Annotated in this window: 15 protein-coding genes and 1 riboswitch; of the genes, 1 reads left to right on the top strand and 14 read right to left on the bottom strand. The window is 50.4% G+C overall.

All coding sequences use genetic code 11. The features are described 5' to 3' along the window. Position 1: 1 nt before the first annotated feature. From cobU to lepB, 11 genes are all read right to left on the bottom strand, one after another. Entirely contained in the window at positions 2-598 is a 597-nt protein-coding gene (cobU, locus tag AC506A_RS03175) for a bifunctional adenosylcobinamide kinase/adenosylcobinamide-phosphate guanylyltransferase (RefSeq protein ID WP_495459522.1), read from the bottom strand. 40 nt (positions 599-638) lie between these two features. After that, positions 639-1,697, bottom strand: a complete 1,059-nt coding sequence (cobT, locus tag AC506A_RS03170) for a nicotinate-nucleotide--dimethylbenzimidazole phosphoribosyltransferase (protein WP_495459521.1) — start codon at positions 1,695-1,697, stop codon at positions 639-641. A 43-nt stretch (positions 1,698-1,740) separates the two neighbouring features. Further along, positions 1,741-2,544 (bottom strand): ABC transporter ATP-binding protein, encoded by an 804-nt coding sequence (locus AC506A_RS03165; RefSeq protein WP_495459520.1) that lies wholly within the window; start codon positions 2,542-2,544, stop codon positions 1,741-1,743. Beyond that, positions 2,541-3,581, bottom strand: a complete 1,041-nt coding sequence (locus tag AC506A_RS03160) for a FecCD family ABC transporter permease (protein ID WP_495459519.1) — start codon at positions 3,579-3,581, stop codon at positions 2,541-2,543. The genes AC506A_RS03165 and AC506A_RS03160 overlap by 4 nt, the downstream gene beginning before the upstream one ends. A gap of 1 nt (position 3,582) precedes the next feature. Further along, positions 3,583-4,590: an ABC transporter substrate-binding protein gene (locus tag AC506A_RS03155; RefSeq protein WP_495459518.1), complete on the bottom strand. Its 1,008-nt coding sequence runs from the start codon at positions 4,588-4,590 to the stop codon at positions 3,583-3,585. Positions 4,591-4,746: 156 nt separating this feature from the next. Then, positions 4,747-4,983: riboswitch (cobalamin riboswitch) on the bottom strand. 65 nt (positions 4,984-5,048) lie between these two features. Continuing rightward, positions 5,049-7,253: a heavy metal translocating P-type ATPase gene (locus tag AC506A_RS03150; RefSeq protein ID WP_495459517.1), complete on the bottom strand. Its 2,205-nt coding sequence runs from the start codon at positions 7,251-7,253 to the stop codon at positions 5,049-5,051. A 128-nt stretch (positions 7,254-7,381) separates the two neighbouring features. Next, positions 7,382-7,690, bottom strand: coding sequence for a rhodanese-like domain-containing protein (locus AC506A_RS03145; RefSeq protein WP_091218217.1), 309 nt, complete (start codon positions 7,688-7,690; stop codon positions 7,382-7,384). 145 nt (positions 7,691-7,835) lie between these two features. Further along, positions 7,836-8,147, bottom strand: coding sequence for a heavy metal-binding domain-containing protein (locus tag AC506A_RS03140; protein ID WP_091218220.1), 312 nt, complete (start codon positions 8,145-8,147; stop codon positions 7,836-7,838). 55 nt (positions 8,148-8,202) lie between these two features. Beyond that, positions 8,203-8,544: a DUF3889 domain-containing protein gene (locus AC506A_RS03135; RefSeq protein ID WP_495459516.1), complete on the bottom strand. Its 342-nt coding sequence runs from the start codon at positions 8,542-8,544 to the stop codon at positions 8,203-8,205. Between the two features lie 72 nt (positions 8,545-8,616). Further along, a complete protein-coding gene (locus AC506A_RS03130) occupies positions 8,617-9,621 on the bottom strand; it encodes a DUF4184 family protein (protein WP_495459515.1) in 1,005 nt (334 codons plus the stop codon). Between the two features lie 2 nt (positions 9,622-9,623). Then, entirely contained in the window at positions 9,624-10,175 is a 552-nt protein-coding gene (gene lepB, locus AC506A_RS03125; protein ID WP_495459514.1) for a signal peptidase I, read from the bottom strand. 195 nt (positions 10,176-10,370) lie between these two features. Between lepB and AC506A_RS03120 the strand changes: the two genes are divergently transcribed. After that, entirely contained in the window at positions 10,371-11,567 is a 1,197-nt protein-coding gene (locus tag AC506A_RS03120) for an MFS transporter (protein WP_495459513.1), read from the top strand. Positions 11,568-11,622: 55 nt separating this feature from the next. Here AC506A_RS03120 and AC506A_RS03115 read toward each other — a convergent pair whose 3' ends face one another. The 3 genes from AC506A_RS03115 to pduL form a co-directional block, all read right to left on the bottom strand. Beyond that, positions 11,623-12,105 carry a YlbF/YmcA family competence regulator gene (locus AC506A_RS03115; RefSeq protein ID WP_495459512.1) on the bottom strand — a complete coding sequence of 161 codons (483 nt, stop codon included), beginning with the start codon at positions 12,103-12,105 and terminating at the stop codon, positions 11,623-11,625. A 22-nt stretch (positions 12,106-12,127) separates the two neighbouring features. After that, positions 12,128-13,729 carry a tRNA (N6-isopentenyl adenosine(37)-C2)-methylthiotransferase MiaB gene (gene miaB, locus AC506A_RS03110; RefSeq protein ID WP_495459511.1) on the bottom strand — a complete coding sequence of 534 codons (1,602 nt, stop codon included), beginning with the start codon at positions 13,727-13,729 and terminating at the stop codon, positions 12,128-12,130. 173 nt (positions 13,730-13,902) lie between these two features. Continuing rightward, a complete protein-coding gene (gene pduL, locus AC506A_RS03105; protein WP_495459510.1) occupies positions 13,903-14,472 on the bottom strand; it encodes a phosphate propanoyltransferase in 570 nt (189 codons plus the stop codon). Positions 14,473-14,503: the final 31 nt, after the last annotated feature.

Below are 14,503 nucleotides of genomic sequence, written 5' to 3'. Positions count from 1 at the left end.
GCTACTCCTCCTCCAGGTGAAAAGCATGCGCCTTCAAATCGAGCGGGATGCCAGCCACTACCAGGAAAGCTTGCTGACAGCATGCCGCCAGCTTCCGGTTCAATCGGCCGGCCTCGTCCCGAAACCGTCTTCCCAGCGGGTAGGCAGGCACGATCCCGCTTCCGACCTCGTTCGTCACTAGCAGCAGCGGACCGGTGTAGCTGGCTACGGCATCGACAAGCCTATCAACAGCGATTTGCACGTTGTCTTCGTGAGTTAAAACTTCTGCAGTGGCTCCCTCTTCAATGCGAAGCATCTGATTCGTCAGCCATAGCGTCAGGCAATCAACGAGAACGGCAGGCCGCTCCCCCTCAAGCGACGCCGCATCCGTTTCAAGCTGCAGCAGCAGATCTGCTAATTCAAGCGGTTCCTCAATCGTTTCCCATCTATAACCAGACAGCTCGCGTGTACGACGGTGATGCTCGGTGCGATCTTTCATCTCCTCATCCCAAGCTTGCGATGTGGCGACATAGATGCCCCGCTTGGCAAGCTTCATCGCATATGCTTCGGCAAAGCCGCTTTTGCCGCTACGGGCGCCGCCGGTAATGAATATCGCCATTCTCTCCCCCTCCTCACGTACCACCAATCTTTACAGTCAGCTATTCGCGCGACACACCAGCGCTTTCGAACGTAGCCATCTCGCGCATCACACGAAGTGCCGCATCGATGAGATGGAAACAAAGCACTGCGCCCGTTCCTTCACCAAGCCGCATATCCAAATGAATCATTGGCGAAAGTCCGATCTGATCCAGCAGCTTGCGATGTCCTTGCTCTTGCGAGAGATGAGAGCCGATCATATACGCCGCAGACTGCGGTGCAATCGAGGCTGCAACAAGTGCTGCTGCCGAAGAGATGAAACCATCAATGATAACCGGGCTGCGAGTAGCGGCCGCACCGAGAATGACGCCGACCAGTCCGGCAATCTCAAGTCCGCCTACTTTGGCCAATGTACCGATTGGATCAGAGGAAGAAGGCGCGTTGCAGGCGATCGCCCGGTTAACGACATCAATCTTATGCAAACGACGCTCCTCGTTAATGCCCGTACCCAGCCCAACCGATTCATCAGCCGACATGCTGCCAAGCACAGCACAAAGTGCTGCGCTTGCCGTTGTATTGCCAATTCCCATTTCCCCTGTTGCAAACATGCGGTAGCCTTCAGCAGCAAGCTTCTCCGTCAGATGAAACCCTGCTGTGATAGCCGAGATCGCTTCCTCACGAGTCATCGCCTGCTCCTTGGTCATGTTCGCGGTTCCTTTGCGGACTTTGCAGTTAATCAATGACGCATGCTCCAAATCCGCATTCACACCCATATCCACGCAGTAGACATCAGCACCGGCACCTCTGGCAAGCACGTTCACACATGCACCGCCCGAGAGAAAATTCATTACCATCTGCGGAGTAACTTCAGCGGGGAAAGCACTTATTCCCTCTTCGCAAACACCGTGATCGCCGGCCATCACGATGACGGCTCGCTTCGATAAATCAGCCGAAATTTCGCCTGTGATGCCGGATACTTGTTTCGCGATCTCCTCCAATTTCCCCAAGCTGCCGGGAGGTTTCGTCAAATTGTCCAAATGCAGCCTTGCTGCTTCTATTTGTTCCGCATCGAGCGGTTGAATTCTGTCTATTAACCCCATTAAATAGTTTTCATCATTCATGTTAACTCTCCCTCTCCTGTTCGCGAATCCATCTATACCATCTTTATTCGCCTCGGACGTATTCACCTGGCTGCACCGCGGATTGCAGCAATATCTGCGGTACGCCGGTATCCGGATGCGGCATCACGATGGATCTGGCACCGAACACCGTTTGAATGAGCTCAGGACGAATGACAGTCGAAGGAGGTCCAAAAGCCTCAATGCCTCCATCGTGCAGAACGAGCAGCTCATCACAGTAATGAGCGGCCAAATTCAAATCATGCAGTACGGCGATGACCGTCAGTCCCCGTTCACGCTGCCACTTCTTCACCGTATCAAGCAGTTGAACCTGGTATCCGATATCCAGATAAGTGGTCGGCTCGTCGAGAAGCAGCAGTTCGGGCTCCTGGGCCATTACTTTTGCCAAGGCAACACGCTGGCGCTCGCCTCCGCTAAGCTGATCGATCCGTCGATGCTGCAGCTCAAGCAGCCCCATTGCTCCTAGTGCCTCATCGACAACATCACCGCTGCCGGAAGGTTCCTCGCCTAGCCAGTTCTGATAGGGAAAACGTCCCATCGTGACAACCTCTCGAACGGTAAAACCAACCGCCGGAAGTCCGCCTTGCTGCAGTACGGCAACCCATTTGGCCAGATCTTTGCGCTTATATGCTGCAACAGACCGCTCCCTTAACAGTACTTCGCCTGAAGTCGGCGGATCCATTCCTGTCAGCAGCTGCAGAAGCGTTGATTTACCGACGCCATTAGGACCGATAATGCCGTACATCCGACCTTCCTGCATGGAGAAGCTAATCTCTCGCAATATTGGCTTGTCCGCAATCACTTTGGATAATCGTCTTACTTCGATCATGCCTGAGACCCTCCCTGCAGCACTTTACGCCGGTAGAGCAAATAGGCAAAGAATGGCGCTCCGATTAGCGCTGTCACCACGCCAAGCGATATTTCTTTCGGACTTAGTGCAGTCCGGGCGAGCGTGTCCGCCCATAAGAGATAAATAGCGCCACCTACGGCAGAAAGCGGAATAATCAAGCGATAGTCAGGACCGACCAGTAATCGAAGGAGATGAGGCACAACCAGGCCAACGAATCCAACAACGCCCGCAATGGAAACCGCAACCGCAGTCAATAAAGTTGAAATGATAAGTACGATCAGCTTCGTACCTTCGACGTTTACTCCTAGATGCGCGGCATGGCGCTCACCCAGCACGAATAAATTGAGATGCTGTCCATAACGAATCATCACCGGCAGTCCGACGATGAGGAACGGCACGATCAACTGGACATGCTCCCAGCTTCGTGCGCTAAGGCTGCCCATTAGCCAGAACAAAGCTTCGTTAATAACGCCTTGCGACATCGACACCATGAACGTTACGAAAGCGCCGAGAAAAGCTTGAACAATAACGCCGGACAAGATTAACGTCTCGACATTAATTGCGCCCCTTGCACGCGAGAGCGCAAATACAATAAGGAGTGTAATGATTCCTGTTGTAAACGCGACGATTGGGACAGTCCATAAGCCGATTACCGTCTGATAACCAAAGACGATCATGAAGGCCGCGCCTACAGAGCATCCTGTTGCGACACCTAATGTGAACGGATCGGCAAGCGGATTGCGCAGCACACCTTGAAATCCGGAGCCAGCAAGTGCCAAACATGCTCCGACAAGCATAGCCAATACGACTCTGGATAATCTTAGCTGTGTCACGATAGCGATATCGCTGGCATCATAGAGACCACTCGTATCTTCCATCCATGGCAGCTGGTGAATCAGAATTCCCCATACACGCAATAAAGGCAATCTCGATGAGCCAATAGACAAACTGACGACGACAGATACAGCAAGAAGGAGCATCGCTGCTCCTCCATAAACATACAGCTTTTTTCTCATCTTACTTGAACAGATCCGGATGCAGCTTCTTCGCTACCTCCAGCAGCCCTTCAGCAAGTCGAGGCCCTACTCGGGTCAATGGATCCTGATCCACTTCAAACACTCGCTCATTCTTAACGGCATTAATTGTTGCCCAGCCAGGTCTAGTTTCAATTCCGGTCAGAATTGGATTTTTCTCACCTTCAGCGAGCGTCATAGAAGCGTAGATGATCTGATCCGGATTCGATTTCACGACCGACTCGGGATCAATCTCGTACCAACCCTGCTCCTTCGCAATATTAACACCCCCTGCAAGAGTAATGAGCTCATCCAAGAACTCTCCTTTTCCGACGGTCCAGCCCGGCGCAAATTCCAAATACACATTTTGCTTCGGCACATCTTTAACGGCATTAATGACCTGTTCGCGAACTTGCTCCATATGAGCCGTAACCTCTGCTGCTTGATCGTTTTTATCCAAAATTTCACCGATCTGCTTCACCTTCTCCATGACCGCATCATACGTCTTTGGATCTGTAGCAAATACCGGGATTTGGAGCGAGCGAAGCTTATCGACAACGGCACTCCCCATGGTGTATGAGGCGAGCACAAGGTCTGGTTTAAGCGATACGATTTTCTCAATATCCGCGTCCATGTCACCGATCTTCGCCAAACTCTCCGCTTCCTTCGGATAGTTGGAGTAATTATCGACTGCGACCAGAGAAGCCCCCGCATCTATCGCATAGACGATTTCCGTCTCACTAGGCAGCAATGAAACGATGCGCGCAGGCGCCGACTGGAATGTAAGCTCTGTTCCCGTTACGTCCTTCAACGTCAGTGGGTATACGGAATGTTGTGCCGAGTTATTCGCTGCTTGATCAGATGTATTAGCTGTATTGACGGCGTTGCCCTCGTTGGCAGCAGCTTGATTTGTGTTATTACCGCCTGAACCGCAAGCAGCTGTAATCAGCATCAGTACCGCCATGGTTAGTGTTAATGCAACCTTAGTTAATGACATTAATTTTAATTTCATTTGATTCATACTCTCCCTATTCTAGTAATCACAAAAAAAAAGCATTTCCGACTTTGAGCGTCAGAAATGCTTACGTTCCGTAGAACATCAGCGGGCAAAATAACGTTGCCCATCTCTAACACCTCCCTAAGTCCTCGTAGGTAGCGTTCATTCTGAAACAGGCAGGTATCCTGACTCGAAGCTTCTGTCATCAACGTCTTCCCAAACGACATCATCGTTCAGTGACTTATCATTGATGCATTGTCGACTATTGTGATGGACGTGCAAATCATCCATCCCTATCGACGCTTCTTACAGTGGCGGGTCCGTGCCGGTATTGCACCGGTCTTCCCTTTTAAGCTAAGCTTGCGTGTTCCAACCCACTGAAACAACCGCATACGCTTAGCACCTGTTCTTAAACTATGAAATTGTGCTTGAGTAAATATACCATCACCCATATAGGATGTCTACATGCGGCTTCACTTCCGGAGAAACCTGTTCATTTGACCGTTTAAACGCAAGGCATTAAAGACGACAGATACAGAGCTGAGCGCCATAGCCGTTCCGGCCATCCAAGGCTCTATGCCGCCTACTGCTGCAAATGGGATCACAATGGAGTTATAAAGCAGCGCAAAACCAAGATTTTGGCGTATATTCCGGACCGTCAGTTTGCTTATTTGCAGCGCCTCATATATACCTGTCAGGCGCGAGCGAAGCAGCGTCATATGTCCGGCATCAAGCGCCGCTTCCGTCCCACCGCCCATCGCGATACCTACATCTGCGGCTGCAAGTGCAGGAGCATCGTTCCAGCCGTCACCAGCCATTGCAATGACTCCTCCTTCTGCTTGCAGCTTCCGAATGAGCTCAGCCTTGTGCTCCGGCAACATAGAAGCATGAACGTGATCACGTGCGATACCCGTGATTCCGGCTACGTTCAATGCCGCTGACGGATGATCGCCTGTTGCAAGCAAGACGCGGATCCCTTCGGCTGCCATCGCGGACACCGCATCTGTCGAGGAGCGTTTCACTTGATCGGTGAAGGCAAACGCGCCGGCACACTCACCGTCGATCGCGGCATAGATGACCGTCTCTCCGAGTTCTTCTTTACGATTGACGAAACTAAGCAAGACACGATTCATCTTCCAGTCTCGCTCAGCGGCAAATCCTGCATTTCCTACTTCGACCCGCTTGCCCTCGACTACAGCTTCAATCCCCTTGCCTGGGAACGCGAGATAAGCTGTCGATTCCGGGATGACAAGCCCCGCCCGCTTGGCCGCCGCCTTTATGGCTGATGCGAAAGGATGCTGCGAGTCTGCCTCTGCAGATGCCGCTAAGCGCAGCAATGCACTTGGTGAGCCGGACAATGCTGATACTTCCGTTAATGCAGGCTTGCCTTCCGTTAACGTGCCGGTCTTATCCAGTACGATCGTATCCAATTGAGCCAGACGCTCCAGCGCGCCTGCTTCCTTCATGACAATGCCGCGCCGGGCAAGCTTTCCGGTGGCCAAAACGAGCGATATCGGCGCCGCCAAACCAAGCGCACATGGACAAGCGGCCAGAAGGACAGCGAGCGCATGCAGTGAAGCCTTTCCCCAATCGCCCGGCTCGAGCCAAACTAACCATAGCATTAAAGTTGCCACGGAAAGCAGCATCATGATAGGGACAAATATAGCCGATAACCGATCCACTCTTCTCCCGATTGAGGACTTCGTCGCTTGTGCTTGGCGCGTCAACGCTGCAATTCGGCTTAGCATCGTCTCCTTCCCTGTCGCCGTGACCCGAATTCGCAGCTCTTGACCGCGAACGATTGTACCCGCATATACTTGATCTCCGGCTGACCGCACTACAAGCGCACTTTCGCCGGTTAAGAATGATTCATCCATCGTGGAATGTCCCTCAACAATAATGCCATCCGTCGGAAGCGGTTCATTAATCGCTGCAATTAGCTGATCGCCGATCCTTACTTTTGCAAGCGAAGTCTTCTCCCTGCTGCCGCCTCGGATGATGGTCGCTTCATTAGACTGAAGTGACGCATAGCTGTCGCTTTCCTTCATGACCCGCTCCGATGCGGAGGCTTCCAGCAGCTTACCTAGCAGCACAGCGGTTATGACTACTGCTGACGTTTCAAAATATAACGCTCCTCCGGTCATCATGGAGATATAACTGTAAGCAAATGCAGCCGTAGTCCCAATCGCTACGAGCACATCCATATTCGCCGTTCGCTCTCGTAGGGCATAGAAAGCTCCGAAGTAGAAAGGCATCCCGATAAAGAACTGCACGATTGCCGCAAGCACAAACTGAAGCAGCGGTTCCTGAATAATTAAAGGCACCGGAATGGCTTCCAGCCAGGCGTAATGATGAACCATCGTCCATAACAGCGGGATCGTGAATAACACTGCCACGAAGACACGCACCTTGAGCGAATCCAGCTCAGATGGTCCGTCTCCTTCCTTCCCGTAGAGGAAAGCATGAAAGCCAAGCTGACCGATTCGCTCTATAATAGACGTCGGCGTCGTATGTTCCGGTGAGAAGGTGATGTAAGCTGATTTGGCCGCATAATGAACCGATACACCGGATACGCCGTCCAGCTTGCCGACCGCCCGTTCGATGCGGGTTGCACAGGCTGTACAGCTCATGCCGTGTATACGCAAATCAAGTGCTTGGTCTCCGCGTTGCTGCTGCATATGGAACCTCCTAAATCAAGCAAACTAGCTGTCCTACTCTCCACTATATGGCAGGGTTGTTCGACTCATGATACAAACAAAAAAAGCACCTTCGCGCAGCAAGCGCGAAAGTACTCTCTTAAACAACACTATTCCCCGGTAGCAACTTCCCCGGGCCAGCTCAGCATGCCGCCGAGCACATTAACAACCTCATACCCTTGCGCAGCCAAATAATCACAAGCTTTACCGCTGCGATTGCCGCTTCTGCAAACCATGTACAGCGGCTCCTCGAAATCATTCAATTCGCCAAGTCGTTCAATAAAGACGGAGAGCGGGATGCTCACCGCTTCTTTAATATGACCGGATTCCCACTCATCAGGTTCACGAACGTCGATAACGCTCAGCTTCTCGCCTTCCCGAAGCCGAGTTTCCAGTTCACTTGCTGTTATTTCTCCCATTTCCCAAATCGCTCCTTAACGCTAAAATTGTATCCTATACTTGCATTTTACTCCTCTGCCTTGCCTAATGTCCATTCAGCGACAAAAGAAGGAGCAGCATCCGCTACTCCCTGCGAAAGCTGCTCCTTATTCTCCATGCATGTCGTTAAATGCGAACCGCTGTACCGCTGACTGCAACCATCAGCATACCTTCACGAACGACCTCATAATCGATGTCGATGCCGACAAGCGCATTTGCGCCCAGCCTCGATGCTTGACTCTGCATTTCGCTAAATGCGACGTCACGCGCTTCCTTCAGCTTTGTCTCATAAGCACCTGAACGCCCGCCGACAATATCGGTAATGCTGGCAAACAAATCACGCATGATGTTCGCACCCATAATCGCTTCCCCAGTTACAACGCCAAGGTATTGCTGAATCGGATGTCCTTCAATTGTAGGCGTAGTCGTTACGATCATTGAAATCCCTCCTAATCGGTATAGTGAGTCATACGCAAGAAGACAGACAATGGATTCAAATCATGGACGAAAAGGCAGGCAAGCCGTCCACTTTTCCGTCTTCCATGAATTGAATGCGAACGACTTTCTCGTTATGCTGCTCAAACCAGATTCGAACGGTAACTTCGAACTTTCGGGAGCCTTTGTGCAGCAGCAGACGAAACGTTTCCGACATCAGTCCCGCTTCCTCCACTTTCCTGCCGACATGCTTATAATCCACGATTTCAGCATGATAACGGTGCATGGTCTCCTTCATCGCGAGACGGCCCCATTTGGCGTACGGCGGTTCCGCGGAAACAGACGTTACGGCATAGAACAACGTCATACAAGTCATCATTAGAATAATTAAGGGTCTCATTCTTCCACCTCCATAGTCTAGGCGATGGTAGAATTCCCCATTTTTATCTCAATCATGCATTCATACATGAGCTTATTGTTTCAATTCGATTGAACCTTTGATCACACGATGATTTTTAGTCACGACACGACATGACAGCAGCAGCGCTGCACTCCAGCACCATAGAAAACCATTCCAAAGCGGGTCGAATGCTCCTTTAGGCGGGTGAAGAAACTCATAAGGTATGCCGTCAGTGAGCAGAATGTCTCTAATGTTGGAACCGATTCGAAGCGCGATAATAGCGGCTGCGATAAGTGAGAGCGATCCTAGCGCATGCCATATTTGTCGCTTCTTCACGGCCCAGTAAAGCAGAGAAGCAACAAAGAATCCAAACAAAACGGAAGACAACGGTGCTACAACAACAGTACTGACAAAATCATGCCTATGGATAACCATCATTTTAATCTTATAAATAATCATAGTTGTGATCAGCAGCACGATCCATAAGGAGATTTTCGTGCTTGAAGCAGCGAGCTTCTCTTTCCCTGTTTTACGAGTCATGATTATGAAGCGAAAGTATCGATACAGGAGCATGAGTCCCGGTATTAACAGCCCCACTAACGAGAAGTCAATCTGCAGTTGTGCATACAATGGCGATCTGCCATGAAGTACGCGCAGGAAATCGAACGACTCGACAAATATACCGCCAGCATGTGTCCAAGCATCGACGAACATATGGGTCCAATACCCAATTAATAATGAACCGAGAAAAACGATCCATGCGCGGACCGAGTCTAGCTTCCAATCCACGCACAAACTTTTGACAAACTGATCCATTCTCCCCAAAGATGGAAGAAACTTGGGCAGCACCGGCTTGATCAAATAATGAAACACGAATGCGAAAGCAATACACAAGGGCAACCCTTGTATTAAAAAACCTAATATCGAATGTCCAATACTCTGATAGGGCTCCATCGCCACAAAATACTCCATATCAGGCGACATACTCCCTAGGATAAGTCCGGTAACACTTACCCATTTAGGCTTTATCCGTCTTAGCGGAACTGCAAAGAACGGATGCGCAAATGTAAAAGGCACGGCTATTCCAACCCGCCGAACTTATTTAAAGGCCATAGACGAAAAACAGCTCGACCTTCCAGACTGGATAAGGCGATGGGGCCTAATACGCGGCTGTCTTGACTGTTTTCTCGATTATCGCCCATTACAAATACGGTATTAGACGGAACGGTGTAGGGCATCTCCAGTCCGTTTGAGAAGGTGAGACCTTTTATGTACGGCTCATCCAGCTGTTTATCATTAAGAATCACATGACCATCTCCGGTAATGTTTAGGACATCCCCCGGCAAGCCGATCACGCGTTTGATTAGTCGCTTGTCACTTTCAGGTCCATTGATGATGACAATGTCTCCCCGGTGCGGAGATTCGAACCTGTAGCTGATTTTATCCTCAATTAAACGTTGTCCTTCAACTAATGTTTTTTGCATTGAAATATTCCTTACTTCGGTTTGGGCAAATGCGTAGTTCTGGATCAGCAGCGCGGCTACCATAGCCACTCCCAGCGTGAGAATCCAGTCCCTTATCTCTCTCGCCCACGGTTTCTTATGTGTAGGTGTAATTTCCGGTTTCTCCATTTCCTTCTCCTTCCTACTCGTACAGCTTTCGGTTTTGCAGTTCGTTCTCTAGTTAAACTTTCTTATTACTATTACGAATTTAACCATCAAATAGTTTCTTTGAAAACAGCTTTTTGTAAAAAGCATTGCCCGTCCACACTCTGGTAGGATAAAGTTAGGAGATTAATGCAACTTTTCCAAGGGAGTGAATGTTCGTTGTCCGCTGATGCCAAGGCTGCACTTATACCTACTACCCGATCCGACCATGTCATATTTATCATTGTCACATTACTGTACTGGTCCACTCTTTATGTCTATGTCCCGATACTTCCTCCGTTTATGAAAAGCAGCGGGTATGCCGATGTGTTGATCGGCATCGTACTTGGCAGTTACGGCTTCACGCAGATGCTCGTCCGTTTCCCGCTTGGGCTCGCTTCTGATAAGCTTCATAAGCGCAAGCCGTTCCTTATGCTGGGCATGGTCAGCGGTGCATTAAGCTGCGTATTGTTCACGATTCCCGGTTCTTGGCTCTGGCCGTTAGCGGGGCGAATGATGTCAGGCGTTTGCGCTTCCGCGTGGGTAGCCTTCACTGTGCTGTACGCAGCCTACTATGCCTCCTCCGAAGCTACGAAAGCAATGAGTAATATCAGCTTCATGACTGTCTCCGGGCAACTAATCGGGATGACACTGAGCGGCTGGCTTGCCGGTGCTTACAGCTGGAATGCTGCTTTTATCGCTGGAATTGGACTCGGCATCGCCGGTTTGCTGCTCTCCTTTGCAGTTAAAGAGCCTCGCGAAGGTGTCGAACGTCCGCCAATCTCGCTGCAGCATCTGCGTGAAGTCGTTCGAACGCCTTCACTCATACAGGTATCGACGCTGTCGATCTTGGCTCACTGCGTACTGTTTATTACGATGTTTGGTTTCACGCCGCTGAAAGCCACATCCTTAGGGGCATCAAGCAGCCAGCTCACATTAATCGTCATTGCCTTCATGGTCCCGCATGCCATCGCTTCCTTGCTGACAGGACGAATTCTTGCACCGCGCTATGGGAGCCGGAAAGTCATCGCAATAGGCTTCGCACTTAGTGCAGTATGTACGATTGCCATTGCTTACTCGCCTTCTCTGGGATGGCTGGCACTTACGCAGGCGCTTAACGGCTTTGCACAAGGCATGCACCTGCCTTTGCTGCTAGGGCTCGCGATACAGCCGTTTGAGTCCTCTAAACGTGCAACGGCGATGGGCTTCTACCAAGCCGTGTACTCCATCGGCATGTTCGCAGGCCCTTTCCTAGCCGGTTTCATTAACGAAGCCTTCGGCCGCGATTACGGATTCTGGCTTGGCGGCCTCTTCGCATTGGCTGCACTGGCCCTCACCATCCTCTGGCGACGCGGTCAGGCGTCACAATCCGCTTAACAACAGAAAAACCTGCCGCTCGACTCGCGCGGCAGGTTTTTCTAATTGCCTCTAACTACATGCACTCTTCCGGATCTTCAACCTGAGCATCTTCGATCGAGATCTTCTCGGCAACCGTGTCGCGAATAACAGAAACGACGGTTTGCAGCAGATAGTTAATATCCGCTTGGCTTTGTTGGAACTCCGTAATGATCGGAATACCGTCCAGCTCATCTTGAAGCACTTCGATTTCTTTTTCGATCTTAGCAACCATATCTGCGTTCTTGAACGTTGTCTCGAAAGCTACGATTTCCTTCTGCTTCTTCTTGATTTGCGCGATCAAACCTTGAACGCGATCATTGCCTTGAATTTGTTTCTCCGCGCGTTGGAACTGTTGAACCTCTTCCGAAGTGAAGATCATCGTTGCAAGCTCTTTCGTCTTTGCCATGATATCCGCACGCACGATAATGTCTTCCGTGTTGAATTTAGGAACGTTACAATTTGCGTCGTGGTCGTGGTCATGTTTATGATCGTGTTTCGCTGTCTGCTCTTTTGCCAATGGTTCCAGCTCCTCTAGTTTGTTAAGATACCGCTTCGTGTTTCGTATATTCCATGATGGACTCTGCTTTGACATACCAAGTTTGAGCATCGGTCACTCTTGCTTCTATGAATTGTCCAATCCACTCAGCCGGTCCTTCGATATGAACCAGCTTGTTCGTACGCGTACGTCCGGACAATACATGTGCATTGTTCTTGCTCTGGCCTTCAATCAGAACCTCGACAACTTGGCCAATCGCGGCTTCATTGCTTTGACGGCTGAGCTCTGCAATGACTGCATTCAGCCGCGCGAGCCGCGCTTTCTTGACCGCCTCCGGAATGTTATCTTCCATATCTGCAGCAGGTGTTCCCACACGCGGTGAGTAGATAAAGGTGTAAGCAGATGCAAAACCGACCTCCCTCATAAGGGAGAGTGTTTCTTCGAACTGCTCGTCCGTTTCACCGGGGAAACCGACAATGACATCTGTAGTCATCGATACATCCGGGATCGCCTGTTTGATTTTGGCTACAAGCTCCAGGAACATTTCTCGCGTATATTTACGGCTCATCCGTTTGAGCACCTCCGTGCTCCCGGATTGTACAGGCAGATGAATATGCTCTACAAGATTGCCCCGTGTTGCCAGCACTTCAATTAGGTGATCATCAAAGTCTCGCGGATGACTCGTCGTAAACCGAATGCGAGGCAAGTCGATTTTGGCCATATCCGCCATCAAATCGCCGAACCGATACTCACGATCGTCAAAATCTTTCCCATACGCGTTAACATTCTGTCCCAGCAGTGTAATCTCCTTAAAGCCCTGGCGAGCCAACTCGCGAACCTCAGCGATCACATCCTCCGGACGTCTGCTGCGTTCTTTACCGCGTGTATAAGGCACGATACAGTACGTACAGAACTTGTCACAGCCATACATGATGTTTACCCAGCCGCGCATCCCTTCGCGCTTCTTAGGCAGGTTCTCGATGATGTCGCCTTCCTTGGACCATACCTCTACTACCATTTCCTTGCTGAACAGCGCATCCTGCAGCAGGTAAGGAAGCCTATGAATATTATGTGTACCGAATATGAGATCTACGAAGCTATGCTTCTGCATAATTCGGCTGACAACCGATTCTTCCTGTGACATGCATCCGCACACACCCAGAATCAATCCCGGTTTCTCCAGCTTCAGATGTTTCAAATGCCCAAGCTCGCCGAATACTTTATCCTCTGCGTTCTCGCGAACCGCACAGGTGTTGAGTAAGATGACATCCGCAAGATTCCGGTCATCCGTCGGCAGGTAGCCCATTAGCTCGAACATACCCTTCATAACTTCCGTATCATGCTCATTCATCTGGCAGCCGTATGTCGTAATATGATAGAGCTTGCCTTTGCCAAGCTGCAATAGTTCCGGAGGCGTCGCAGATTCATAGTGAACCTGAATGGCTTCCTTCCCTCTACGCTTCTCGTCCTTATAGTTAGGCGCAGCGTTCACCGTTATATCTCGACCGTTAATCCGGTAGGTTGTTTTCCCGTCTTCTTCCCTCAGTACTTTCGCACCAGTGAAGTCAAAATACTTGGAGAAGTCCTTTTCGCCGTTCACGGACTTTGCTTTGCCCGCAGCCGCGTCATGCGTCTCCTTACTCACAAACCTTCACGCCCTTCCTCCATACGTGTCCATTCCAATATTATAGCAAACCCCATCACGATTATAAAGAAAAATGAACCGTCGTACATACCGGAGCCGTTCAAAATGTAACAAAAAAGAGACAATTCACTCTTGCGAGCAACTGTCTCATTCTAGCTAACGGTTATAGAAGGTTACCCAATGATCTCCGCTTGATCGCCTGTGGACGCACCTGCCGCATTCGCCTCATCCGTATCGATATGCATATCAAGCGCAAATTCCGGTGAGACGCGGGCAATGACGTTCTCAAGTACAAGGCCGCGTTCACCTTGCAATCGTACTGTCAAACGCTGCTTATCCGCAATTTCGAAACGCTCCGCATCACTCGTATGGAAGTGAATGTGACGCGCTGCAACGATTACGCCTTCCTCGATTGTTACTTCCCCTGCTGGACCTTTAATCGTGATGCCCGCTGATCCGGCAATATCTCCGGATTCGCGAACCGGCGGATTAATGCCGAGCGTGAACGCATCCGTACGAGATACTTCCAGCTGCGTCCGTTTACGTACAGGACCTAGAATCCGGACTTTGCCGAAGCTCCCCTTCGGTCCAATAACCTCTACCGTTTCATTAGCCGCATATTGGCCAGGCTGAGAAAGCGGCTTAAAGACGGTCAACTCGGAACCTTGTCCGAATAATGCCTCTACATGTTCCTGGGTAAGATGAATATGTCTGGCGGATACGCCAACCGGAACCATTTTCATATGCTTATTAACACCCTTCTATAACGCGTCA

This window comes from Paenibacillus sp. N22P23 (assembly GCF_059383735.1).
Note: the sequence above shows the minus strand (reverse complement) of the source record. Positions and strands in the feature narration are given on the sequence as shown.